Source organism: Cupriavidus sp. D39 (genome assembly GCF_026627925.1).
GTDB classification, from domain to species: domain Bacteria; phylum Pseudomonadota; class Gammaproteobacteria; order Burkholderiales; family Burkholderiaceae; genus Cupriavidus; species Cupriavidus ulmosensis.
Genome location: NZ_JAPNLE010000009.1, coordinates 1,774,004 through 1,797,784 on the forward strand (window position 1 = coordinate 1,774,004; position 23,781 = coordinate 1,797,784).

Here is a 23,781-nt window from a genome sequence, read left to right on the forward strand (position 1 = left end):
TTGTTTCCTTGTCGCGCTTATTGAGCGGCCGGCTTGGTGTCGGCGCGCCACCAGTTGCTCAGGATCCAGCCTTCGGCCGTGTAGTAGTACGGCAGGCGCTGCGGATAGATCAGCTCCTTCCGGTAGGCCACCCGATGCGACGCGCTATACCAGTTGGGCACGATGTAGTAGCCGTGCATCAGCACGCGGTCCAGTGCCCGCCCGGCGTTGACCAGTTCTTCGCGAGTATGGGCGTGCAGGACATTGTCCACCAAGCGGTCGATCGCCGGCGATTTCAGGCCAAACAGATTGTCGGATCCGGGCGTGCCGGCAGCCTCGCTGTTGAAGCGGTCGCGCAGCTCGTTGCCGGGGCTCTGCGAATCCGGGAAACGGATCGACACCATGTCGAAGTCGAAGTCTTCAAGCCGCTTCTGGTACAGCGCGAAATCGGTGGTGCGCTGGTTCACCTCGATGCCCAGCTTTTCCAGGTTGCGCACGTAGGTGGTGATGACGCGGCTCATGGCGCCGCCGTCGTCCAGGAACTCGAAGACGAAGGGCTCGCCCTTGGCATTGCGCAGCGCACCATCCTCGTACGTCCAGCCGGCCTGCGCCAGCAGCCGGCGCGCATCGCGCAGGTTGTCCCGCAGCGAACGCGGCGGATTGGTGGCGGGCTGCGAGACGATGGGACCGAACACCTCGGGCGCGAGCTGCGCGCGCATCGGCTCCAGCAGTTCCAGCTCGCCGGGGCCGGGCCGGCCGTCGAACGTGGCACTGGCAGCCAGCTCGCTGTTGGAGAACCAGCTATCGAGGCGGCGATAGGCGCCATAGAACAGCTGACGGTTGAGCCACTCGAAATCCAGCGCCAGGATCAGGGCTTGCCGCACCCGCACGTCCTGGAACATCGGCTTGCGCATGTTCATGACGAAGCCCTGCATGCCGGCGCCGTTGCGGTGCGGAAAATCGGTCTTGAGCAGTTCGCCGTTGGAAAAGCGCTTGCCCTCATAGCTCTTGGCCCAGCTCTTGGCCTTGTACTCGACGATGGCATCGAACTCGCCCGCCTTGAAGGCTTCGAGCTTGGCGGTCTCGTCCTTGTACAGGCGATAGACCACCCGGTCGAAGTTGAAGGTACCGCGCCGCACCGCCAGGTCCTTGCCCCAATACGACGGGTCGCGCTTGAAGGTGATGCCGCGCCCGGCATCGTAGCGCTCGATCAGGTAGGGCCCGCTGGTCACCGGATCCTCGAAGGTCAGCTTGTCGAACGATACCGTGGCGGTCCATTTCTTCGAGAACACCGGCAAGGAGCCGACAATCAGCGGCAGCTCGATATTGCGCTGCTTGAAATCGAACCGCACCGTGCGCGGGTCCACCACCGTGACGGCCTTCACATCCGTGCACATGCTGCGGTAGCCGGGGCTGGATGCCTTGCTCATCAGCATGTCGTAGGAGTACTTGACGTCGCTGGCCAGCACCGGATCGCCGTTGCTGAAGCGCGCCTGCGCCCGGATGTGGAAGGTAACGGACAGTTCGTCCGGCGCCACGGTCACGTCTTCCGCCAGCAAGCCATAGGCGCTGGCGGTTTCATCGCTGCTGGCAATCAGCAGCGACTCGAACATCAGCGCGTTCACGCCCGGGGCGGAGGTACCCTTGAGCGTGAACGGATTGAACTTGTCGAAGCTGGTGCGGCGGTCCGGGTTCGCGAGCGTCAGCGTGCCGCCGCGCGGCGCGTCCGGGTTGGCGTAGTCGAAATGGGTGAAGTCGGCGGGATACTTGAGGCCGCCGTATTGTGCGAAGCCATGGGCGGCTCCGGCTGACAAGGGAAAACCCGCGGTACACAGGGCTACTAATCCACAGCCCAGCGCCGCAAATGTGCGGAAGCGCTGCCATGCCGCCTGAAGCGGTCTACGTGCGCGAATATGCATCCGGTCTGGGTCCTCCACCTGAATCGGATAGTCCGCAGCCTTCGGCGGCGCGGTCAAGTTATGAGACAATTTTACATGGGTTCGGCTGGCATCCAGCCATCCGGACATTCCAGTACGCGGCACCGCCGTCTTGCCGGTCGTCAGCCTGCTGCAAAGCAGCCGCCGCGCGGTGCGCGCCGCAACCCGGACGCCATTGCACGAAACGTGCCCGTCCATCTCGAAGATCATTGGAGAAGTTATGGGATTTCTCGCAGGTAAGCGAATCCTGATCACCGGCTTGCTGTCCAACCGCTCGATCGCCTACGGCATCGCAACGGCCTGCAAGCGCGAAGGCGCCGAGCTCGCATTCACCTATGTCGGCGAGCGGTTCAAGGACCGCATCAACGACTTTGCCAAGGAATTCGGCAGCAGCCTGGTGTTCGAATGCGACGTTGGCAGCGACGAGCAGATTGCCGCCACCTTCGCCGCGCTCGGCCAGAGCTGGGACAAGCTCGATGGCCTGGTGCACTCGATCGGCTTCGCGCCGCGCGAGGCCATCGCCGGCGACTTCCTGGAAGGCCTCTCGCGCGAATCCTTCCGCGTGGCGCACGACATCTCCGCCTACAGCTTCCCCGCGCTGGCCAAGGCCGCCTTGCCCATGCTGTCGGACAAGGCCTCGCTGCTGACGCTGACCTACCTCGGCGCGCAACGCGTGGTCCCGAACTACAACACCATGGGCCTGGCCAAGGCATCGCTGGAAGCCAGCGTGCGCTACCTGGCCGCCTCGGTGGGCCCGCGCGGCATTCGCGCCAATGGCATTTCCGCCGGCCCGATCAAGACCCTGGCCGCTTCCGGCATCAAGGGCTTCGGCAAGCTGCTGGGCCACATCGAAGAGGCAGCGCCGCTGCGCCGCAATGTGACCATCGACGAGGTCGGCAACGTGGCCGCCTTCCTGCTGTCGGACCTGTCCAGCGGCGTGACCGGCGAGATCACCTACGTGGACGCCGGCTTCAATACGGTGGGCGCGAGCCTGGCGGAAGAAGTGTAAATCCCGGCACGGCCGCCTCGCGCGGCGGCCATCGCAATAATGGGGCGTACGGCTTTGGCCGACGCCCCTTTGGTGCCCGCCCGTCGGCACAGCGCGCGCAGCCTATTCGGCACCCTGCCCGGCCAGGCGGCCCGAGCGCAGATAAGCGACGATGGGCGCCCAGAACGCTTCCTGCCGCTCCGGCTGGATCGCCGCATCGTGCGGCAGCGCCGGCAGCGCCACCAGCCGGCTGGGGCCGCCGGCAGCGCGCTCCAGCCGTTCGGCATGCGCGAAGGGAATCACCTCGTCCGCGCGGCTGTGCACAAGCAGCAGCGGCAGCACCGATTTTCGCAGCTGATCCTCGTTGTCCCACGGCTCAGGAAGCAGCCTGGCGATCCACGCCGGCACCCGCCCCGTCACCACCGCCGCCTCGCGCGCGGACGTGAAGCCTGCGGCAATCACAAGGCCGGCGGGCGCCGGGCGCAAGGCGGAGATCACATCCAGCAGCACCCCGGATCCCAGTGAAAAGCCCATCACATAGCGCCGGCTGGCCCGCGGCGTCATGGCGAGGAACTGTCCATATGCAGCCAAGCCGTCCTCACGCAGGTTGACCACGCGGGGCTTGCCGCCGCTGGCGCCGTAGCCGCTGTAGTCGAACACGCAGGACGAGATCCCGTTGCGGTAGAGCAGCGCCTGCGCGCTGGCCCAGTCGGACAGGTTTTCCTCATCGCCGTGGTAGATCAGCACGGCGGGCGCATCACCGCCCTGCGCCAGGACGCAAGAGGCGCGCAACATGCGCTCGCCACTGGCAAACGCGAACTGGCGCGACGCGACGCCCAGGCGGTCCGGCGTCATCGCGTCGGCCGCGCCGGCCGGCTTGGGCTCGAACACGTCCTCCTCGACCGCCAGGAACAAGGCATGGCGGGCAACGGCAGCCAGCATCAGCAGGCAGGCGCCGCCGGCCAGCCAGTAACGGAGCTTCCTGCCAGCGCCTGGGGTGGACTTCGCCATGGGAATGGGAATACGGAAAATGGCCTCGGGAAAGGCGCCGTGACAAAAACAAAGACCACGGCCAGCCCCGAAATCCTAGTCCGGACTGGCGGCCAGCGGCGGCGCATCCGCGATGTTCGCGATGCGATGCCGGTTCTGGAGGCTCTGGAGGCTCTGGAGGCTCTCGATGGGGAATGCGGGGGAGAAAATGTTCCGCCCTACACGATTCGAACGTGTGACCGCTTGCTTCGAAGTCACTCATACGGATGGACGGGTTGGACGTCTGCCCAATAGGTGTCGGATCTCGAGCGTCACCGGGTCAAATGGAGTAATGAAAGAGAAACAGGCATCCGCTCTCGCTACGGAAGCTGTCATCGATGGTGCCCTGTTCCGCAACAGCGACCCAGCCAGGCATGAGCCGATGTCCGTTCTGTATGGCGTCCCCTTCCAGCAGAAAGATGAACTCGGGACCGTGATGCTCGTGTCGTGGAAATACCGCACCAAGCTCAAAGCGAACAAGCTGAAGTGCCCTGCCATTGGCCTTTCCCAAATTCTTGACCTGAACACCTTTGGCAAGCTTGGAGTCTTGCCAAGGCACGGCGCGGCTGTCGGTAAAGATGAACTTCGGCTCGACGCGATAGTTCATGGTGCGCTCTCCTCCGGTTCAGAAGCTGGCTGCGGGTCCAGCGGCGCCCTGTTCGCCGTGAATCAACCGCCAGTGGGGCGCAGAAGCGGTCCAGACATCGCAGGGTGCTTGCCATCGTCCCACAGGTGCGAAGGAATCGGCTGCTCAGGCAGGCAGTTTGGCTGACGCAGCCTCAAGGGTGAGGTGCAAGTGACTGGCCAGCATGGCGCAGGCGCCGTCAGCATCGCCGCCGAGAGTTCGCTCCATCAATTTCCGGTGCTCATTCATAAAATCCTCTGGGCTAGCCACACCGCGCATGGTGAACAGGCGGTACCGCTTCGCCTGATCGTAGTAGAGGCTATGCAGGTCAAGTAGCCGGGGGAGCCGCAGCCGGCCAGCAGCGCGGTGTGAAACGCCTTGTGGGCAGGCTCATAGGCCCCCTCGGACTGCTGAGTTTCCGTGCCAAGCCGCTGCGCGGTACGTTCCAGCCTGGCGAACGCGGCGATCAGGCCAACCTCCCACTCATCGTCGCCGAGTTCGATTGCCTGGCGTAGCGCCGCGGTTTCTATGGTAGTCCGCACCAGGGTGATGTCGCGCAAGTCCGCCAGTGAAACCGGCGTGACGCGAAACCCGCGGCGGGTCTCGTTGCGCACGAAGCCAAGCGAGCACAGCCGCGAAAGCGCCTCGCGCAGCGGCGTTGCGCCCATCTGATAGGTCTGCCTGAGTTTGGCAATCAGGAGCTTCTGGCCTGGCGCAAGGGTGCCGGCGAGGATGTCGTCGACCAGCCGGCTCACCGCGACCTCGGTCAGCGTGTCTTCGTCGGTAAGGCCTTCTATGGTGGATTCATCGAGCATGGCGCTATCGTCGCTGAAGTCAGTTCTATATGTCAACTTGCTTTTTATCGATAAAAATATAAACTACCGACAAAATGGCTCGTTACAAGAGCCCAAGAAAACCCAGAGAACCATCAACCTGGCTCGCCAGCGTGCCTGCGAGCCGACCAGGAGACACTTTCAATGCGCCAAAGACGCTTCGTCGATCTGTCGGTCACGCTAGAAAACGGCGTGCCGTCGGATCCGCCCCCGCTGCTTCCCAAGATCTCCTACTTGGATCACAAGACCGGGGCGGCGCAGCTTGCCGCCATGTTCCCTGGCCTGGATCCGAGCCAGTTGCCGGACGCCGAGGGCTGGGCCGCCGAGGACCTGCAAATCACCACCCACAGCGGCACGCACATGGATGCACCCTGGCACTACGCCTCTACCATGGACGGCGGCCGCCGCGCGATCGGCATCGACGAGCTGCCGCTGGCGTGGTGCTTCGCGCCCGGGGTCAGGCTGGATTTCCGCGACAAGCCGGACGGCCACGTCGTCACCGCCGCGGAAATGGCCGACGCCTTCATCGCCATCGGCCACGACGTCCAGCCCCTCGATATCGTCCTGGTCAATACCTCGGCGGGCGCTGCCTATGGCACGCCCGCCTACCTCGACAAGGGTTGCGGCATCGGCCGCGAGGCCACGCTGTGGCTGCTGCAGCGCGGCGTGCGCGTGGTGGGCACCGATGCTTGGAGCTGGGACGCGCCGTTCTCCTATACGCGCGAACGCTTCCAGGCAACCGGCGATGCCTCCCTGATCTGGGAAGGCCACAAGGCCGGGCGCGAGATCGGCTACGGCCAGATGGAAAAACTCGCCAACTTGGACAGCCTCCCCTACCGGCTTCACCGTCAGTTGCTTTCCCTACAAGATCAAAGCCGCGTCCGCCGGATTCGTCCGTGCCGTGGCCATTTTCGAGGACTGAGACCATGATCCTGGCAACCTTTGCCGATGCCCGCCACCATGCCGCGATTGGCCACGTGGATCGCGCCGGACAGCGCATCCTCGCGCTGCGCGCCGCCGCGCTGGCGCTTGAGCTACCGGACGAATGCCTGACTGACATGCTGTCCCTGATGCGCTCCGGGCCTGTGGGAATGGCCAGGGCGCGGGAGGTGCTGGCGCGCACGCCGGACGACAGCAAGCTCTGGATTCCCCTCGCCGCAGTGCAACTGCTGGCCCCGGTGCCCGTGCCCGAGCAGATGCGCGACTTCTCCGTATTTGAGCGGCACATGAAGCAGGCAGGTGCCGCCATTGCCAGGCTGCGTGCCGCGCGCACCGGCGACACAGCCCCGCTGCCCACGCCGGACCAGATCCGCCTGCCTGAGGTCTTCTACACGCAGCCGCTCTACTACAAGGCCAACCGCTTCAGCGTGGTGGGCCCGGAAGCGGAAATCCGCTGGCCGCGCGCCTGCAGCCGCCTGGACTACGAAGTCGAGTTCGGCATCTTCATCGGCAAGGCCGGGCGCGACATCCCGCCCGAGCGGGCCATGGAGCACGTGTTCGGTTTCACACTGCTCAACGATTTCAGCGCGCGCGACCTGCAGGAACAGGAAATGGCCGGCCCCTTCGGCCCTGCCAAGGGCAAGGACTTCGATACCGGCAATGCCATGGGCCCGTGGATCGTGACGCCGGACGAACTGCCCAACCCTTACTCTCTCGCCATGATCAGCCGTATCAACGGCGTCGAGCGCTCGCGCGGGGACAGCGCCGCCATGGTGCACCGCTTCGAGCAGATGATCGCCCACGTATCGCGCGACGAAACCCTGCATCCCGGAGAGTTCATGGGCTCGGGCACCGTCGGCAACGGCAGCGGCCTGGAGCGCGACGAATGGCTGGCTGACGGCGACCTCGTCGAGATCGAGATCCCCCAGATCGGCATGCTGCGTAACCGCGTCCGCCGCTAGCGCCAGCCCCCTTTTTCAAGTCTGGAACACCCATATCGCCGCGCAGCCGGCGAGGAGACAACTCATGCCTGAAAATGCCGCAGCCATCGCGTCCGGCGGGTCCACTGCTCCCACCACGATACCCGCCGCGCCACCCCCACGACCGGGCACCGCTACCCATCCACCCCGGCGGCCTGGTACCTGGTTGGCGTACTGGTCGTCGCCAGCGTGTTCTCCTTCATCGACCGGCAGATCCTCACCCTGCTGATCCAGCCCATCCGCGCCGACCTTCATATCAGCGACACCGAGATCAGCCTGTTGCAGGGCCTGGCCTTCACCATCTTCTACTCCGTGCTGGGACTGCCGCTGGGCCGCTATGCGGATCGCGGGCACCGCCGCAACATGATCGTCGGCGGGCTGGTGGTGTGGTCGATGATGACCATCAGCTGCGGGCTGGCGCACAACTACACGCAATTGTTCCTGGCCCGCATCGGCGTGGGTGTGGGCGAGGCCGCGCTGGCGCCGGCGGCGTACTCCCTGATCTGCGACGCGTTCCGCCCGCAACGGCGCGGCGCCGCGCTCGGTGCGTACAGCAGCGCGATCTATCTCGGCATCGGCATGTCGATCGTGGTGGGTGGCATGGTGATCGCCCTGATCAAGGGAGCGGACGCGGTCACGCTGCCGCTGCTGGGCGAGGTGCGCTCCTGGCAGGCCTCATTCATCTACGTGGGGCTGTCCGGGCTGCTGGCCGTGCCGCTGCTGTTGACGGTGCGCGAACCCGCGCGCGACTCGGTCATGCACGCCCGCCAGCAACCGCCTCTGCGCGCCGGCTGGGATTACGCCAGGCAGCACAGCAAGGCGTTCACCGCGCAATTGCTGGGCTACGCCTTCCTTGCGATGGCAGCGTATGCATTCGGCTCGTGGATTCCCACCTTCTTCATCCGCAATCACGGCTGGCTGGCGAGCCAGGCCGGGATCCAGTACGGCCTGGCCGTCAGCCTGTTCGGCACCGCCGGCGGCGTAGCGAGCGGCTGGCTTGCCGACCGGTTGCTGGCGCGCGGAAGAAGGGATGCGCGCATCGCCATTACCCTGCTGGTGCCGCTGGCCTGGATCCCGCTGGTGCTGGGCGCGGTCCTGGCCTCGAGCGCGGGCGCGGCGCTTGTGCTTGCGGGCGCCGCCGCGGGCTTCAGCAGCATGGCCAACAGCCTGGGGCCCACCACCATCCAGGACATCGTGCCGCCCTGGCTGCGCGGCCAGGCCACGGCGGTGTTCTTCTTCGTGATCAACCTGGTCGGCCTGAGCGTGGGGCCCACCGCGGTGGCACTGGTCACCGATCACGTCTTTCATGCCGACGCCATGATCCGCTACGCCATTCCCACCGTGGTGGTCCCGTCCATCGCGCTGGGCTGGCTGCTGCTGGCCTGGGGCCGGCGCGCCTACGTCGCGGCTTGCTAGCGCACCGAGGCACTGAGGTACCAACGCACCAAGGGGCCGGTCCTGCGCCCTTCGTCGTATCCATCCGGCAAAGCAGGCAGACCACATAGAACCGAACGGTTCAATAACGAGGAGACAGACAAGATGAGGATCATTGTGGAACGCCCCAGGCATGTCCTGGCAGGCGTAGCGGCAGCCTGCGCGCTTTGCACGGCTCACGCCCAATCGAGCGTCACGCTGTATGGCATCGTGGACGCGTATGTGGCGCGCAGCGTCACGCCAGGCACGGCGAGCAGTACCGCGCTGCTGGGCTCCGGCGGCATGGCCACCTCCGTCTGGGGCCTGCGTGGCAAGGAAGACCTCGGCGGCGGCCGCTCCGCGCAATTTGTGCTGGAGAGCTTCTTCCGGCCGGACACCGGTGCCGCCGGCCGCGTCGCTACCGACCCCTTGTTCAGCCGCAACGCCTATGTGTCCCTGCTGGACGACAACCTGGGACAATTGCGCGTGGGTCGCATCACCAACCCCTACTTCCTCGCCGCGATCCGCTCCAACCCGTTTGCGGATTCCACCACCTTCGCTCCCGTCCTGTTGCAGAGCTATATCCCCAACGGCAGCCTGAACCCGTCCATTACGGGCGACACGAGCTGGAACAACACGGTCTCGTACACCACGCCGGAACTCGGCGGCGTATCGGCTTCGGCCATGTACAGCTTCGGAGAAAAAGCCGGCGACACGTCGAAGAACAAGTTCGGCTTCAACGCACTCTACATCGCAGGCAAAGTGGTCGCGGTAGCGTCATATATCCAGCTCCGCTTCAACGCTACGCCGGACGGCGATGTGAACGTGCCGCCCGGCTTCGGCAAGCAGCAGGCTTTCCTGGCCGGCGGCAGCTATGACTTTGGCTTTGTGCGGGCCTTTGCCCAGTACCAGCGCATCACCACGGACGCGACCACCGATGTGCGCCGCAACGGCGGCCAGGCAGGCGTATCGATCCCGCTCGGGCGCGGCTCGGTGCTTGCCTCGTATGCCTACATGCGCTCAACGGTGGGCAATGCGCCGCAGTCGCGCAACACGTGGACCGTTGGCTACGATTTCAACCTGTCCAAGCGGACCGACCTCTACGCGAACTACCTCTCGGACCGGGCCAGCGGCGTCTCTTCGGGATCGCTGGCGGCGATTGGCATGCGGCATCGATTCTGAGGCACAGCGCCCCCTCCTGCTCACAAGAATCCAAACACAATCCACAATGCACAGTACAAGAAAGAAGGGAGACGAGACATGACAACCCGCCGCCAATTCGTGCATCACCTGAGTCACGCGGCCATGCTGGGCGCGCTCGGCGCGCCGCTGGCCGGACGCGCGCAAACGCCGGCCATGGTCAGGCTGGTCAGCGGCTTCCCGCCCGGGGGCACCGCCGATGCGCCCGCCGTGTGGCCGACAAGCTGCGCGGCGGCTACGCCGCGCAGGGCGCCTACGTGGAGAACAAACCCGGCGCAGGTGGACGCATTGCCATCGACAACGTCAGGCTGGCCGCCGACGATGGCTCGGTGCTGCTGGTGACCCCGCACTCGATGCTGTCCATCTATCCCCACACCTATCCCAAGCTGTCATACCGGCCGTTCGACGACCTGGCGCCGGTATCGCTGGCCGCCACCTTTTCCCTCGCGCTGGCGGTGGGCCCGGGCGTGCCGGCCAGCGTGCGCGACCTGAAAGACTTCATTGGGTGGTGCAAGGCCAATCCGCAAGCGGCCAGCTATGGCTCGCCGGCGGCCGGCTCGATCCCACACTTCATGGGGGTGCTGCTGGAAAAGGCCTCGGGCGTGGAAATGCGGCATATCCCATACCGTGGCTCGGTGCCCGGCGTGCAAGACATGCTGGGCGGGCAGATACCGGCCATGATGACGCCACTCGGCGATTGCCTGCCACACCTCAAGAGCGGCCGCGCCCGCGTGCTGGCCACCTCGTCCCCGACGCGCTCCCGCTTCACGCCGGATTGCGCCACCTTTGCCGAGCAGGGCTATCCCGCCATCCGCTTTGGCGAGTGGTATGCATTCTTCGCCCCGGCCAGGACGCCGCGCGCAACGATGGATGCCGCCGCGGCGGCCATCGGCCAGGCGCTCAGGCAGCGTGACGTGATTGACAGCCTAGCCACCTTCGGACTGGAGGCCGGCGGCTCATCGCCGGCTGAGCTGGGCAAGATGCTGAGGACCGAGTACGAGCGGTGGGGCCCCATCGTGAAGCAGATCGGCTTTACCGCAGAGTCCTGACCTGCCAGCAATGCGGTACGGGGCGCGGCACGTGTGGCGGCCCATGCATCGACCGAAGCGCCTTGCTGCGTCAATTCGGTCGGCCCCACGGAGGGAAGATAAGCAGCCCACGAAACGGCACCGGGGCATTCGCTCAATGCAATGTTGCGCCCCGCCAACACATGCCCTCACCACACGCAAGCTATTGCAAGCTATTCGCGACTTTTGCAGGACGGCGCCGGGCTTTGTCCCCCGGTTGTCCCAAGCCAGCCCGCCTCGCCTTTCGAAGAGAAGGGAAAACCCCTGAGTAGCGAGGAAAGCTTGGCCCGCCCTACACGATTCGAACGTGTGACCGCTCGCTTAGAAGGCGAGTGCTCTATCCAACTGAGCTAAGGGCGGACAGGAGGAACTGCTGAAATGCTGAAGACTTGGCATGCTGCTGAACGCTTAGCATGCGAAGCCCGATATTCTACCTCAGCCCCGCGTCTGATCCTACCGCGTCGGCACGCTGCCTGATACAGCCCGGCTCAAGATGCCTGCGAAATCCGCATTCGCGGCGGCGTCGCCATGCCGGCAAGCCGTTCAATGGGCTGCGTGGACACACAGTTGCGCCCCATGGTCTTGGCATCGTAGAGGGCATTGTCGGCACGGCGCATGAGAGTATCGGCCCCCTCTCCCGGCAGCCGCTCGGCCATGCCGATGCTTACCGTGTAAGAAATCGCATCCGGCTCGGATGGACATGGGGTGGTGCGCACCAGCGCGCTCAGGCGCAGGCTGATCGCCCGGCCCTGGTCCAGCGCGGTGCCGGGCATCACGATGCCAAACTCTTCCCCGCCCAGCCGGCCGACGAAATCGTCCGCGCGCACGGACTTGCGCAGCAGGCCGCTGAAATGGCGCAGCACGCTGTCGCCGGCCAAATGGCCGTAGAGATCGTTGATGGCCTTGAAATGATCCAGGTCGATGAACGCCACGGTCAGCGGGCGTTGCTGGCGGTCCGCTTGCTTGCAGGCCTCTTCCAGCGCCTCCCAGTAGGGTCCGCGCGACAGTACGTCGGTCAGGTCGTCATAGCTGGCACGGCGCTCCAGACGCCGGCGCAGGCTATCGTGGGCAAGCAGCGCGAAGCTCACGGCCAGGCTGACAATGCCAAAGGCGTGCAGGATGGTGAACGATTCCCGGGGCGGCCGCTTCGCCAGCCAGGCGAGGCCAGCGGGCAGAAGCGTGAGGTCGATGGCTTGATAGAGGCCCATGGCCGCGCAAGCGAGCGCGATCAGCCCAAGCGACAGCGCTGCCAGGCGGCCGGTGCCGCGCTTGGCGCGCACTTGCGGCGCCACTACGCGCAGCAACCCCAGCGGAAGATAGATATTGGCCAGGATAAAGACGAGCGCCGGCTCCGTCGGCGACACGCCCGCCCAATCGAAGTAGGCGGCATTGGCCAGTACCGCCAGGTTCAGCAGGCAGAGCGCAAGCGCGCCCCGCGCTTGCCGAAGAAGCGGCGCGTGCCATAGACCATCAAGGACAAGGCCGCCGTCATGCCCAGATCCACCAGATTGAGCGTAAGCCATTCCGGCAGATAGTCCTGCGCAGCGAGCAAGACGGTGGCTGCGGTGACCAGCAACGCACCCGCCACCCAAGAGTTCAAACCGGCGCGGCCCATGCCGGGTGCGCGCTGCAAGACTGCGAACACCACCGCCATCTGCAGCCCGAATAGGCCCGCGACCAGCACACTAACCTGCGACTGAAACATGATTTCCCCGTCCAACTTGGCAGGCGGCGTTCCGTCACGCCACCATGCGCCCCGGGACCCGCGCGGACCCGAGGTTTTCGCCATACTTTCTTTTTAAGCTTCCGACCGTCTTCATGCGCCCCGGCGGACAGGGGCCGGGCCTCGCGATCGTGGCGAGGGCACTCTTATTCTCATGTTCGGCGCCAGTCCCGCTAGCGGCCCGGATTGCCTCTGCGCCTGACCGGGCGCAGGGCCTGGCCGCTGCGGTGTGCGGATTATGTCAGCGCTTGCGACCAAGTCAAGCGAACCCTTCTATCCATCAAACCCAGCGACGATGCCCACACCGGCCGGCGCTTCGCTTGGCCGATGCAAAAGTAAAATTTGACCCTGGCCCTGCCGCCGGGCTACAATCCGACGCTTCGGGGCGTAGCGCAGCCTGGTAGCGCATCTGATTTGGGATCAGAGGGTCGCATGTTCGAATCATGTCGCCCCGACCAGTATTTAGCAACAAGATCAAAGGCTTAGACCGTAGGGTCTAAGCCTTTTTTGTCGCCTCATTTTGTCCGGGCCTGTTCTGGCCGACGCGGCCACCCTACTTTGATTGCGACGCAGCGACCCAATGGCAATGCCATGAATATGGGATGCCCTGCACGCTTGAAACGCCCACACTGGCACAGGGCGGGTCCGCGAACCGCCCACACCACTTTTTAGCCCGCAACCCACCCGGCGGCGGGCTTTTTCTCGTGTTTTCGTCGCCGTATCCGGGTAGGGCGAGCGTGCGCGCGCCATGCCTCAAATGCACACCCATGATATAATCGCACGTTAGCCCGGGGTTTATGCAGCATGCCCTGTAACCGGGCGCCCTTGCCGAGGAATGCAGCCATCACACTGCAGCGCAGTATTCAGCGAACTGCGCAGCGCAGTTCGCTGCGCAGTTCGGCAAGTCACCGGGAACATCTTGCCCGCTTCATTGCCCCCGCGCCTATCACGGTAGCACGGCCGCATTAGCTTGGGCCGCAACCGGCAAGGCAATCGACCGGGCACTGACGCGCCCCTGGCGATTCCCTAACGTGGACCTTTTTGCACGCGCTTTTTTTGCCGTGCCGGTCCGGGTCAGCTTGCCTCCCGCAACTTCAAGGCGCAACCAAGCAAGCCGGCGCTTGTCACTGCTGGCACCCGGACCTCGCGAGCATGCAGGCATGCCTGCCGGCGCTCGCCTCACCGGATTTACCTAAATTCATGCAGCCCAAGGCTGCCGTAAAGGAAGAAGATTGGCTAAGGAAGAACTTATCGAATTTGGCGGTGTTGTCTCGGAAGCCCTGCCGGACAACCGTTACCGCGTGACGCTGGAAAACGGCGTGGAAATCTGGGCCTATGCCTCGGGCAAGATGCAGAAGCACCGCATCCGCATTCTGGCCGGTGACCGCGTGACGCTGGAAATGTCGCCCTACGATCTGACGAAGGGCCGCATTAACTTCCGCCATAAAGTCTGATCTTCTTCCACGCTCGTCGCCGCCGGCGAGCGTTGCGCTAAACCGCGCTCCAGGGCACCGCATCGCCGCGGTCCCGCCCTGGGAAACATCTGGCCATTGCCACCTGCAAGCATCGACAAGAACGATTCCACTGAAATAATCATGATGGCTATTCCATCCTGATGCCTCAGGCCTGGAGTTCTGGTCGATGCCGGTGGCTTGCCTGCCGTTGCTGCCCTCTCGTTTCACCCCAGGTTGCCACTGCTTCCGGCATGCATGGCTCGCCACATGCGCGTCATTCAGCCGTGCCATGCTGCATGCCCGCCCGGTGTTTGCCCGTCTTGCACGCACCTGAGCGCGTGGCCATACTCGAAACATCCCTTTTCCCATTAGCTTGAGCACACTGCTCTCATGAACCTGATCCTGTGGCGTCATGCCGAAGCCGAGGAGTTGTCTGGCGCGCTTGGCTTTTCCCGCAATGCCGACCTGCAACGCCCCCTGACCAGACGCGGGCATAAGCAGGCGGATGCCTCCGCAGCGTGGTTGCGCAGCCACCTGCCTCCCGTGACGCGGGTGGTCTGCAGCCCCGCCCTGCGCACCCGCGAGACCGCCGCTGCCCTGTGGGAGAACGCTGAGGTATTGCCCGAGCTTGCCCCGAGCGCCGATGTCAGCTCGGTGCTAGCCGCGATCGACTGGCCCCAAGGCGCGGAGCACACCGTGCTCGTCGGCCACCAGCCTTGGCTTGGCCGGCTTGCCAGCCTGCTGCTGGCGGGCTCGGAAATGAACTGGAGCGTGCGCAAGAGCGGCATCTGGTGGCTGTCGGGACGCACGCGCGAAAGCGAATCGCAGGTAGTGTTGCGCGCTGTCATCAATCCGGAATTTCTCTAGCTTTTTTGCACCCCGCACCCGCGCGGCCCGGCTTTCCGGGCCGCCGTCACGGAACCGTCACGACGGCTTCACGGCACTGTCACCTGCCCTCTCTACATTCAACCGCAACAGTTTCGTCACCGAAAGGACATACTGATGCGAGAGCTCCCGACGCCCACCCAGCCGTTGTTCGATTCCCTGCCCAGTGGCCTCTCAGGCCATTCGGCGCGGAGGCGTCTTCATCGCCAGCAACCTGCACAAGCACATGAACAAGCGCATGACCAGCCTGCTTTCAGCGTGGCGTGGGCGCGCCACCAGGATGAAGTAGAAGAAGCGCAGCGCCTGCGCTACAAGGTCTTCGCCGAAGAAATGGGCGCCAGGCTGAACCCGTCGAGGCCTGAACTTGACGTGGATATGTTCGACGCCTACTGCGATCACCTGATCGTGCGCGATACCGCCACGCTCAAGGTCGTTGGCACCTACCGCGTGATGGCACCCCATCAGGCCAAGCGCATCGGCTGCCTCTATGCCGAGTCGGAATTCGACCTGGTGCGCCTGGCTCACCTGAAGCCCAAGATGGTGGAACTGGGCCGCTCGTGCGTGCACCGCGACTACCGCTCGGGCAGCGTGATCATGGCGCTGTGGGGCGGCCTGGGCGAGTATCTGCAGCGCTGGGGCATCGAGTCGATGCTGGGATGCGCGAGCGTGCCGATGAGCGATGGCGGCCACTACGCGGCCAGCCTCTACCGGGTCTTTGCCGAGCGCGCCCTGGCGCCGATCGAGTACCACGCATTCCCGCGCCTGCCCCTGCCGATCGATGAGCTCAACCAGACGCTGGACGTAGAGCCGCCGGCGCTGATCAAGGGTTACCTGCGGCTAGGCGCGCGCATTTGCGGCATGCCGGCGTGGGATCCCGACTTCAACGTGGCGGACTTCCTCACGCTGCTGCGCGTCAACGACATGAACCCCCGCTATGCGCGCCACTTCCTTGGCCTGAACCGCGACGCCTGAGCCTGCACGGGCGCTCGCCGCCTGTATTGGCCTGAGCCGCTTGTCGAAACGGGGGCAGCCATCCGGCTGCCCCCGCGCTTTGCTCAGGCGTACACCACCTTGTAGCGCTTGCCGATGCGTTCCCACTCGTCGGCTTCCTGCGCGAGGCTGTACTCGACCAGCGGGTTGGCCTCGATCCAGGCCTTCGGCAGGCGCACCTCGAAGCCTTCGTCCAGCGCATCCGAACGCTGGCCCACGGTGATCTCGGGCAACGGCTCGTCGGCGCGGCGCCGGCACAGCACGAACGCCAGGCGCAGGCTGAAGAGCATCCGCCAATCGAGGAACTTGCCACTGCCGGAGAGCTTGCCGAGCTTGCCGGCATGCCCGAGCAGCAGCGTCGCCAGCCGTGCCTGGTCGGTCTTTGAGAAGCCCGGCATGTCGGCGTGCGTGGCGATATAAGCCGAGTGCTTGTGGTAGCCACTGTGCGAGATGGTCATGCCGATCTCATGCAGCCCGCCGGCCCAGCCCAGCAGCGCTAGGTTGTCGTCGCGGCGCTCATTGCGCGGCTCGGGAAACTGCGCCAGCAAGCCCAGCGCGGCCTGGCGCACGCGCTGGGCCTGCGCGCGGTCGACCCCATAGCGGCGCATGAACTGATCAACGGTGATGGTGCGCATGTCCTCGTGGTGCGTGCGGCCCAGCAGGTCGTAAAGCACGCCCAGGCGCAGCGCGCCGTCGGTGACGTCCATGCGATCGATGTCGAGCTCGGCGAACACGCCGAGCATGATCGACAGGCCACCGGGCAGCACGGGGATGCGGTCCGCCTTCAGGCCCACCAGCTTGACCCGGTTGGCGTTCTCCGCTTTGACCAGCGCGCGCTTGAGGCGCTCCAGCCCTTCGCGGGTGATGCCGTGCTCGGCCGGGTTGTCGTTCATGCCGTTGAGCTCGATCAGCTCGGCCAGCGCGCGCGCCGTGCCCGACGAACCCACCGCCTGCTGCCAGCCGGCAGCGCGGTACTGGCGTACCAGCACCTGGATCTCCCTGCGCGCGGCCAGTTCCGCCTGCTTCATCGCGTAGTCGTCGACGTTGCCGCTGGGGAAGAACTGGCGGCTGTGCGAGACGCAGCCGATGTAGAGGCTCTCCATCAGCTTGGACGTGTAGCCGCTGCCGATGATGAACTCGGTCGAGCCGCCACCGATATCGACCACCAGCCGGTTGCCCGCGCAGGCCGGCGCATCGTGCGAAGCGCCCAGGTAGATCAGCCGCGCTTCCTCGCGCCCGGCAATCACTTCAATCGGGAATCCCAGCGCATGCTCGGCCTCGATCAGGAATTCCGAAGCGTTCTTGGCTACCCGCAGGGTATTGGTCGCCACCGCCCGCACCTGGTCGGGGGAGAAATCGCGCAGGCGGTCGCCGAAACGCCGCAGGGCATCGATGCCGCGCCGGCGCGCCGGCTGGTCCAGGTACTTGTCCGGCGTCAGGCCCGCGGCCAGGCGCACCGGCTCGCGCAGCGCATCGACCTGGAATAGCTGGCTGGCCGGCCCGGATGCGGTCAGGCTTTCGTCCACCCGCCCGATCATCAGGCGGAAGCTGTTTGAGCCCATGTCGACGGCGGCCAGCAGGCGAGGGGTTTGGTTCATCGCGGTAGGGGAATGTGGGTAAAGGCCGCAAGCCGCGGCGTAAATAACGGTGTCGGGCAGTCAGGTTCGACCAACCATAGAAAATATGTCTTTATCATGTCTACATCGTGACAAAATCACATTGTCATCAATTTGACATGATTGTGTGAAAAAGTCGCCGCATTACCAAAAGAAGGTCATGCCAATGTCGACAAGCCCACCCGGCACGCTGCTCAACCGCGAAATGGGCATTCTGGAATTCAATATGAGAGTCATGGCACAGGCGGCTGACGCCAACGTGCCACTGCTCGAACGTCTGAAGTTCATCTGTATCGTTTCAAGCAATCTGGACGAGTTCTTCGAGATCCGCATGGCCGGCTTGAAGGAGCAGATGCGTGACAATCCGTCCGGCATCACGCCCGACGGCCTTTCCTTGCAGCAGGCATACCAGATCGTCACGGAACGCGTGCAAAAGCTGGTGGCAATGCAGTATGACATGCTGCAAAACGTGATTTTGCCCCTGCTGGAGAAAGAAGGGGTGTTCTTTCACCTGGCCCCCACCTGGAACGAGGCACAGCGTGAATGGGCGCGCAGCTTCTTCGTGCGCGAGCTCGGCCCGGTCCTGACGCCGATCGCGCTGGACCCGGCCCACCCCTTCCCGCGGGTGCTCAACAAGAGCCTGAATTTCGTCATTGAATTGTCGGGCAAGGATGCCTTCGGCCGGGAGGCCGACCTGGCGATCGTGCAGGCGCCCCGCGCGCTGCCGCGCGTGGTCAGGATGCCCGGGGAGCTCTCCGGCTATCCCTACGGCTTTGTGCTGCTGTCGTCTTTCATGCAAGGCTTCGTGCATGAGCTGTTCCCTGCTATCAAGGTCAACGGCTGCTATCAGTTCCGCGTCACCCGCAACTCTGACCTGTTCGTGTCAGAGGACGATATCACGGACCTGCGCGAAGCACTGCAGGGCGAACTGCCGACCCGCCACTTCGGCGACACCGTGCGCCTGGAGATTTCGGCCGACACCCCCGGCCATGGCGCGCCGCCTGCTGCTCGAATCCGGCCTGGGCGAGCAGGACGTGTACCGCGTAAGCGGCCCGGTCAACCTGGTGCGGCTGATGCAGATCCCCGACCTGGTCGACCGCCCCGCCCTCAAGTACCCGCCGCACGTGCCGGCGCCGGTCAAGGTGTTTGTGCCCGGCGCTTCGATGTTCGACGCGATCCGCCAGCAGGACGTGCTGCTGCACCATCCTTACGAGAGCTTCAGCTCGGTGCTCGACCTGCTGCAGCAGGCCGCCGTCGATCCTGCCGTGGTAGCCATCAAGCAGACGGTCTACCGCACCGGCAACGAGTCGCCGGTGATGGAGGCGCTGATGACCGCGGCGCGCAACGGCAAGGAAGTCACGGTAGTGGTGGAACTGCTAGCGCGCTTTGACGAGGAAACCAATATCAACTGGGCAGAGCGGCTCGAATCCGCCGGCGCGCATGTGGTCTACGGCGTGGTTGGCCACAAGTGCCATGCCAAGATGCTGCTGATGGTGCGGCGCGAACTGGATAGCGCCAAGAGCAAGCAGTTCAAGCTGCGCCGCTACGCGCACCTGGGCACCGGCAACTATCATCCGCGCACCGCACGGCTGTACACCGACTTTGGCCTGCTCACCGCCAACGAGCAGATCTGCGAGGACGTCCAGCACGTGTTCCAGCTGCTCACGGGTACCGCGGGCACCATCCGCCTGAATCACCTGTGGCAGTCACCATTCACCATGCAGAGCAACCTGGTGGAGCATATCCGCGCGGAGGCCCGCAACGCCCGCGCCGGCAAGCCCGCGCGCATCATGGCCAAGATGAATGCGCTGCTGGAGCCATCGATCATCGACGAGTTGTACAAGGCGTCGCGCGCCGGCGTGAAGATCGACCTGATCATCCGTGGGGTGTGCGCGCTGCGCCCGGGAGTGCCGGGCCTGTCGGAGCACATCACGGTGCGCTCCATCGTCGGGCGCTTCCTCGAGCATCACCGCGTCTATTACTTCCTGGTTGACGGTGCCGAGGTGGTCTACCTGTCCAGTGCGGACTGGATGGACCGCAACCTGTTCCGTCGCGTCGAGGTGGCATTCCCGGTGCTGGACAAGGTACTGAAGGCGCGGGTCATCAAGGAGAGCCTGCGGGTGCATCTGCACGACAATGCCTCCGCATGGACCATGCAACCCGACGGCAGCTACACCCGCAAGCACACCAAGTCCAAGCAGCCGCACGTCAGCCAGAACGACCTGCTGGCCCTGTTCGGCAGCGCCTGAGGGTTGGGATCGGCACGGCGCGCCTCGCGTGCGCCGTGCCATGCACAACGCCGCGAGCGAGCGCGGGTCAGGCCGCCTTCTGCGGCGACTGGCCAGGCCGCGGCAAGGCGCTAGGCCAATAGCCGCTGCGATCGCCCGGGAAAACCACGCGGAACACGCTGCCGCGCCCCACTTCGCTGGTGATGCGCAGGTCGGCATGGTGGCGCGACAGCACATGCTTGACGATGGCGAGCCCCAGGCCAGTGCCGCCGGTATCGCGCGAACGGCTCCGGTCGACCCGGTAGAAGCGCTCGGTGAGGCGCGGGATATGGTCAGCGGCGATGCCCAGGCCCGTATCGGTGACCGAGAAAATGGCGTGCTCGTTCTCGTACGTCAGCGCGATGCTGATGCGCCCACCCTCCGGCGTATAGCGCACCGCGTTGGAAACCAGGTTGCCGAAGGCCGACAGCAGTTCACGCTCCGCACCGCGGATCATGACGGCCGGATCGATCTGCGCCGAGATCTGGTGTTCGCCCTGGGACAGCGCCTCGGCGTCGTGCACAAGGTGCGCAACGAGTTCGGCCATGTCGATCCGGTCCAGGCTCGGCGACTCCTCGTCGCTTTCCAGCTTGGCCAGCACCAGCAAGTCCTCGACCAGGTGCTGCATGCGCATGGACTGCACCAGCATCATGTCGAGGTAGCGGTTGCGATCCTGCTCCGACACCGGCAGGTCGCGCACCGTTTCCAGGAAGCCGGTCAGCACCGTCAGCGGTGTCTTCAGTTCGTGCGAGACGTTGGCGACGAAATCCCGGCGCATCGCCTCGGTGTTCTCCACCTTGGTGATGTCGTGCGTGAGCACCAGCTTGCGGTTATCCCCATAAGGCAGGATCTGCACGGCGATCACGCTGCGCTTGTGCTCGCCCATGTCGCGCATCACCAGCGGCTCATCGAAACGCTGCAAGTGCAGGTACTGGACGAATTCCGGCCGCCGGATCAGGTGGGTGATGCGCTGGCGCACGTCCCGACGCGCATTGAGGCCAAAATGCTGCTCGGCCACATCGTTGCACCATTCGATCTGGTCGGCATCGTCCAGCATCAGCACGCCATTGGGCGACGCCTGGATGGCCTGGATAAAGCGGGTATGTTGCTGCTCGACCTGCAGCACCTGGGTGCGCCAGCGCTTGACCAGGCGATGCAGGCGGTAATACACCTCGCCCCACAGCCCCAGCGCGCTGGGAATCTCGCCATAGGCAGGCGCATCCAGCACTTTCCAAAGCCGGTTGATCTGGTAGATGTAGTAGAGCAGATGCCCCAGCAACCCGACGCACAGCACGGCCAGCGCAGGCACGGGGCCAAGGACGAAGTACAGCCCGGCCGAAGCCAGGGCCAGGAGAATCAGGATGGCCGCCGAACGGGCCCAGATGACGTTCATGAAGAAGTGAGAAGGTCGGGCAGGCGGCAAGACCGCATGGAATGCGGTGGAGTGTGCCACGAAACGGGCAACAAGCAAGCAACAGGCGACTGGCAAGCGACTCGCAGGCAAACAGGCGCCACGCCGGCGACGGCGTGGCAAGCCGGGTATCAGTGGCTCGGCGCGCGCGCCAGGCGGTAGCCGCTGCCGCGCACCGTCTCGATCATGTTGCTGTAGCCGCCGGGGGTCAGCGCGGCGCGCAAGCGCTTGATATGCACGTCGACGGTCCGCTCTTCCACGAACACGTGATCGCCCCAAACCTGGTCCAGCAACTGCGAACGGCTGTGGACGCGCTCCGGATGCGTCATCAGGAAGTGCAGCAAACGGAACTCGGTAGGACCGAGGTCCAGCTTGATCAGGCCGGATTCGTCCTGGCCGGTGACCCGATGCGTGGCCGGGTCAAGGCGCAGGCCATTGATGGCAACGACGTCGTCGGTCAGTTGCGGGGCGCGGCGGCGCAGCACGGCCTTGATGCGGGCCAGCAGTTCCTTGGGCGAGAACGGCTTGGTGACGTAGTCGTCCGCGCCGGCCTCGAGCCCCAGCACCTTGTCCTGCTCTTCGCTGCGCGCAGTGAGCATGATGATCGGAATCTGCTTGGTGCGGTCGTTATTGCGCAGTTCCTTGGCGAAGGTTGCTCCCGACTTGCCCGGGAGCATCCAGTCGAGCAGCACCAGGTCGGGCAGCACGTCGCTCATCAGCGACAGCGCCTGCTCGGCGTTATAGGCCCGGATCGGATAATGTCCCGCGTGTTGCAGGTTGACCGCGATCAGTTCGGCAATCGCGGGTTCGTCTTCGACAACAAGAATGCTGCTTGGCATGTAATTTTCTCCGCGGTGGCGCCTTAACTCAGCGCTTCGCGCTCCATGTCCTCACGCGAGGCGTGGCGGACGTCGGTTCCCTTGACGATGTAGATGATGAATTCAGCGATGTTCTTGGCGTGGTCGCCAATGCGCTCGATCGCCTTGGCGATGAAGAGGAAATCCAGCGCGACCGAGATCGTGCGGGGGTCTTCCATCATATAGGTGATGAGCTTGCGCACGAACGCACGGAATTCGTCGTCGATGGCCTTGTCGTCCTTGACGATCCGGGCGGCAGCCACGGTGTCCAGGCGCGCAAAGGCATCGAGTGCCTGGCGCAGCAGCGTGATGGCCATCTCGCCCGAGAGCTTCACCTCGGAATAGTTGATCTGGTGGGCGCCCGCGTCTTCCATGATGTGCTTGGTGCGCTTGGCGATTTTCTCCGCCTCGTCGCCCGCGCGTTCCAGGTTGGTGATGGTCTTGGAAATCGCCATCACCAGGCGCAGGTCGCGCGCGGTCGGTTGCCGGCGCGCGATGATGTTGCCGCAATCGGCATCGATCTCGAGTTCCAGGGCATTCAGGTGATGCTCGCGCGCGATGACCTGGTCGGCCAGGCCCGCGTCGAACTCCGAAAGCGCCCGCATGGCGTTTTCGATCTGCGACTCGACCAGACCGCCCATCTGCAGCAGTTTCGTGCTGATGGCGTTGAGGTCGGCGTCGAATTGGGTCGACAGATGCTTGTCAGACATGGTGCTCTCCTAGCCGCTCTATTCGTATGCTATGCGTTATGTGCTTAACGCTCAATCAGCCGAAACGGCCGGTGATGTAGTCTTCGGTTTCCTTGCGATGCGGCTTGATGAAGATCTTCTCGGTCTCGCCGAATTCGATCAGTTCACCCAGGTACATATAGGCGGTGTAGTCCGAGCAGCGCGCAGCTTGCTGCATATTGTGCGTGACGATCACCACCGTGTAGTCGTCCTTGAGCTCGGCGATCAGTTCTTCGATCCGGCCCGTCGAGATCGGGTCGAGTGCGGAGCACGGTTCATCCAGCAACAGGACTTCGGGGCGGATGGCGATGCCGCGCGCGATGCACAGGCGCTGCTGCTGGCCGCCGGACAAGCCGTAGCCCGACTGGTTGAGCTTGTCTTTGACTTCGTTCCACAGCGCCGCCTTGGACAGTGCCCACTCCACGCGGTCGTCCATCTCCGAGCGCGACAGCTTCTCAAACAGGCGCACGCCAAAGGCGATGTTGTCATAGATCGACATGGGGAACGGCGTGGGCTTCTGGAACACCATGCCAACCTTGGCGCGCAACAGGGCGATGTCCTGCTTGGCGGTCAGCAGGTTGTCGCCATCCATGTTGATCTCGCCCTCGGCACGCTGCTCCGGGTAGAGCGCGTACATCTTGTTGAAGGTGCGCAACAGGGTCGACTTGCCGCAGCCGGACGGGCCGATAAAGGCCGTCACCTTGCGCTCGGGAATCGACATGTTGACGTTCTTCAACGCATGGAACTGGCCGTAGTAGAAGTTCAGGTTGCGCACGTCGATCTTGGCGCGGGTCGTGTCGGGAATGTCGATGACGGTCGAGGTCATGCTCGTCTCTCGCAAAGAATTTCGGGAATGCCGT

At 64.6% G+C, this 23,781-nt stretch carries 18 protein-coding genes, 2 tRNA genes and 3 pseudogenes; 11 read left to right on the forward strand and 12 right to left on the reverse strand.

Annotated features, from left to right (window positions below; translation table 11 throughout):
* Positions 1-17: 17 nt before the first annotated feature.
* Positions 18-1,898 (reverse strand): extracellular solute-binding protein, encoded by a 1,881-nt coding sequence (locus OMK73_RS20160; RefSeq protein ID WP_267603679.1) that lies wholly within the window; start codon positions 1,896-1,898, stop codon positions 18-20.
* Positions 1,899-2,136: 238 nt separating this feature from the next.
* Here OMK73_RS20160 and fabI point away from each other — a divergent pair, with 238 nt between their 5' ends.
* On the forward strand, positions 2,137-2,925 hold the full coding sequence (gene fabI / locus OMK73_RS20165; RefSeq protein ID WP_267603680.1) for an enoyl-ACP reductase FabI: 789 nt from the start codon (positions 2,137-2,139) through the stop codon (positions 2,923-2,925).
* A 102-nt stretch (positions 2,926-3,027) separates the two neighbouring features.
* Here fabI and OMK73_RS20170 read toward each other — a convergent pair whose 3' ends face one another.
* From OMK73_RS20170 to OMK73_RS20180, 3 genes and pseudogenes are all read right to left on the reverse strand, one after another.
* Complete coding sequence (locus tag OMK73_RS20170; protein ID WP_267603681.1) at positions 3,028-3,915, reverse strand: alpha/beta hydrolase; 888 nt, start codon at positions 3,913-3,915, stop codon at positions 3,028-3,030.
* 298 nt (positions 3,916-4,213) lie between these two features.
* The gene (locus OMK73_RS20175; protein ID WP_267603682.1) at positions 4,214-4,540 is read right to left on the reverse strand and encodes a cupin domain-containing protein; all 327 of its coding nucleotides are present in this window, start codon (positions 4,538-4,540) and stop codon (positions 4,214-4,216) included.
* Positions 4,541-4,684: 144 nt separating this feature from the next.
* A pseudogene (locus OMK73_RS20180) lies at positions 4,685-5,373 on the reverse strand (GntR family transcriptional regulator).
* 162 nt (positions 5,374-5,535) lie between these two features.
* On the opposite strand from OMK73_RS20180, the pseudogene OMK73_RS20185 reads away from it, so the two are divergent.
* From OMK73_RS20185 to OMK73_RS20205, 5 genes and pseudogenes are all read left to right on the forward strand, one after another.
* Positions 5,536-6,313 (forward strand): annotated as a pseudogene (locus OMK73_RS20185) (cyclase family protein).
* A gap of 4 nt (positions 6,314-6,317) precedes the next feature.
* Positions 6,318-7,292: a fumarylacetoacetate hydrolase family protein gene (locus OMK73_RS20190; protein WP_267603684.1), complete on the forward strand. Its 975-nt coding sequence runs from the start codon at positions 6,318-6,320 to the stop codon at positions 7,290-7,292.
* 207 nt (positions 7,293-7,499) lie between these two features.
* Positions 7,500-8,726: a spinster family MFS transporter gene (locus OMK73_RS20195; protein WP_267603685.1), complete on the forward strand. Its 1,227-nt coding sequence runs from the start codon at positions 7,500-7,502 to the stop codon at positions 8,724-8,726.
* A 123-nt stretch (positions 8,727-8,849) separates the two neighbouring features.
* Entirely contained in the window at positions 8,850-9,905 is a 1,056-nt protein-coding gene (locus OMK73_RS20200; RefSeq protein WP_267603686.1) for a porin, read from the forward strand.
* A 230-nt stretch (positions 9,906-10,135) separates the two neighbouring features.
* Positions 10,136-10,972 (forward strand): tripartite tricarboxylate transporter substrate-binding protein, encoded by an 837-nt coding sequence (locus OMK73_RS20205; protein WP_324291752.1) that lies wholly within the window; start codon positions 10,136-10,138, stop codon positions 10,970-10,972.
* 301 nt (positions 10,973-11,273) lie between these two features.
* Here the strand turns inward: OMK73_RS20205 and OMK73_RS20210 are convergent.
* The 3 genes from OMK73_RS20210 to OMK73_RS20220 all read right to left on the reverse strand — a co-directional run bounded on the left by OMK73_RS20210 (position 11,274) and on the right by OMK73_RS20220 (position 12,695).
* A tRNA-Arg gene (locus OMK73_RS20210) sits at positions 11,274-11,350 on the reverse strand.
* Positions 11,351-11,478: 128 nt separating this feature from the next.
* Complete coding sequence (locus OMK73_RS20215) at positions 11,479-12,354, reverse strand: GGDEF domain-containing protein (protein ID WP_267603687.1); 876 nt, start codon at positions 12,352-12,354, stop codon at positions 11,479-11,481.
* 44 nt (positions 12,355-12,398) lie between these two features.
* Positions 12,399-12,695 carry a hypothetical protein gene (locus OMK73_RS20220; RefSeq protein WP_267603688.1) on the reverse strand — a complete coding sequence of 99 codons (297 nt, stop codon included), beginning with the start codon at positions 12,693-12,695 and terminating at the stop codon, positions 12,399-12,401.
* 399 nt (positions 12,696-13,094) lie between these two features.
* Between OMK73_RS20220 and OMK73_RS20225 the strand changes: the two genes are divergently transcribed.
* The 4 genes from OMK73_RS20225 (at position 13,095) to OMK73_RS20240 (ending at position 16,024) form a co-directional block, all read left to right on the forward strand.
* A tRNA-Pro gene (locus tag OMK73_RS20225) sits at positions 13,095-13,171 on the forward strand.
* A gap of 774 nt (positions 13,172-13,945) precedes the next feature.
* The gene (infA, locus tag OMK73_RS20230; protein WP_006157708.1) at positions 13,946-14,167 is read left to right on the forward strand and encodes a translation initiation factor IF-1; all 222 of its coding nucleotides are present in this window, start codon (positions 13,946-13,948) and stop codon (positions 14,165-14,167) included.
* Between the two features lie 390 nt (positions 14,168-14,557).
* On the forward strand, positions 14,558-15,034 hold the full coding sequence (locus tag OMK73_RS20235) for a SixA phosphatase family protein (RefSeq protein ID WP_267603689.1): 477 nt from the start codon (positions 14,558-14,560) through the stop codon (positions 15,032-15,034).
* Positions 15,035-15,169: 135 nt separating this feature from the next.
* Positions 15,170-16,024: a GNAT family N-acetyltransferase gene (locus OMK73_RS20240; RefSeq protein WP_082054896.1), complete on the forward strand. Its 855-nt coding sequence runs from the start codon at positions 15,170-15,172 to the stop codon at positions 16,022-16,024.
* 83 nt (positions 16,025-16,107) lie between these two features.
* Here the strand turns inward: OMK73_RS20240 and ppx are convergent, their stop codons facing one another.
* On the reverse strand, positions 16,108-17,640 hold the full coding sequence (gene ppx, locus OMK73_RS20245; protein WP_043347570.1) for an exopolyphosphatase: 1,533 nt from the start codon (positions 17,638-17,640) through the stop codon (positions 16,108-16,110).
* Between the two features lie 184 nt (positions 17,641-17,824).
* Here ppx and ppk1 point away from each other — a divergent pair.
* Positions 17,825-19,907 (forward strand): annotated as a pseudogene (gene ppk1 / locus OMK73_RS20250) (polyphosphate kinase 1).
* A gap of 67 nt (positions 19,908-19,974) precedes the next feature.
* On the opposite strand, the gene phoR reads toward ppk1, so the two are convergent.
* The 4 genes from phoR to pstB form a co-directional block, all read right to left on the reverse strand.
* The gene (gene phoR / locus OMK73_RS20255; protein ID WP_267603690.1) at positions 19,975-21,318 is read right to left on the reverse strand and encodes a phosphate regulon sensor histidine kinase PhoR; all 1,344 of its coding nucleotides are present in this window, start codon (positions 21,316-21,318) and stop codon (positions 19,975-19,977) included.
* A 149-nt stretch (positions 21,319-21,467) separates the two neighbouring features.
* The gene (phoB, locus tag OMK73_RS20260; protein ID WP_043347578.1) at positions 21,468-22,175 is read right to left on the reverse strand and encodes a phosphate regulon transcriptional regulator PhoB; all 708 of its coding nucleotides are present in this window, start codon (positions 22,173-22,175) and stop codon (positions 21,468-21,470) included.
* A gap of 23 nt (positions 22,176-22,198) precedes the next feature.
* Positions 22,199-22,903, reverse strand: coding sequence for a phosphate signaling complex protein PhoU (phoU, locus tag OMK73_RS20265; RefSeq protein ID WP_267603691.1), 705 nt, complete (start codon positions 22,901-22,903; stop codon positions 22,199-22,201).
* Between the two features lie 55 nt (positions 22,904-22,958).
* A complete protein-coding gene (gene pstB / locus OMK73_RS20270) occupies positions 22,959-23,747 on the reverse strand; it encodes a phosphate ABC transporter ATP-binding protein PstB (protein ID WP_020202891.1) in 789 nt (262 codons plus the stop codon).
* Positions 23,748-23,781 lie beyond the last annotated feature (34 nt).

Bases quoted from the DNA above. Each gene is read 5' to 3' on its own strand.
- OMK73_RS20160 (WP_267603679.1), bottom strand. From the start codon at position 1,898: ATGCATATTCGCGCACGTAGACCGCTTCAGGCGGCATGGCAGCGCTTC.
- fabI (WP_267603680.1), top strand. From the start codon at position 2,137: ATGGGATTTCTCGCAGGTAAGCGAATCCTGATCACCGGCTTGCTGTCC.
- OMK73_RS20170 (WP_267603681.1), bottom strand. From the start codon at position 3,915: ATGGCGAAGTCCACCCCAGGCGCTGGCAGGAAGCTCCGTTACTGGCTG.
- OMK73_RS20175 (WP_267603682.1), bottom strand. From the start codon at position 4,540: ATGAACTATCGCGTCGAGCCGAAGTTCATCTTTACCGACAGCCGCGCC.
- OMK73_RS20190 (WP_267603684.1), top strand. From the start codon at position 6,318: ATGATCCTGGCAACCTTTGCCGATGCCCGCCACCATGCCGCGATTGGC.
- OMK73_RS20200 (WP_267603686.1), top strand. From the start codon at position 8,850: ATGAGGATCATTGTGGAACGCCCCAGGCATGTCCTGGCAGGCGTAGCG.
- OMK73_RS20220 (WP_267603688.1), bottom strand. From the start codon at position 12,695: ATGTTTCAGTCGCAGGTTAGTGTGCTGGTCGCGGGCCTATTCGGGCTG.
- OMK73_RS20235 (WP_267603689.1), top strand. From the start codon at position 14,558: ATGAACCTGATCCTGTGGCGTCATGCCGAAGCCGAGGAGTTGTCTGGC.
- OMK73_RS20240 (WP_082054896.1), top strand. From the start codon at position 15,170: ATGCGAGAGCTCCCGACGCCCACCCAGCCGTTGTTCGATTCCCTGCCC.
- ppx (WP_043347570.1), bottom strand. From the start codon at position 17,640: ATGAACCAAACCCCTCGCCTGCTGGCCGCCGTCGACATGGGCTCAAAC.
- phoR (WP_267603690.1), bottom strand. From the start codon at position 21,318: ATGAACGTCATCTGGGCCCGTTCGGCGGCCATCCTGATTCTCCTGGCC.
- phoB (WP_043347578.1), bottom strand. From the start codon at position 22,175: ATGCCAAGCAGCATTCTTGTTGTCGAAGACGAACCCGCGATTGCCGAA.
- phoU (WP_267603691.1), bottom strand. From the start codon at position 22,903: ATGTCTGACAAGCATCTGTCGACCCAATTCGACGCCGACCTCAACGCC.
- pstB (WP_020202891.1), bottom strand. From the start codon at position 23,747: ATGACCTCGACCGTCATCGACATTCCCGACACGACCCGCGCCAAGATC.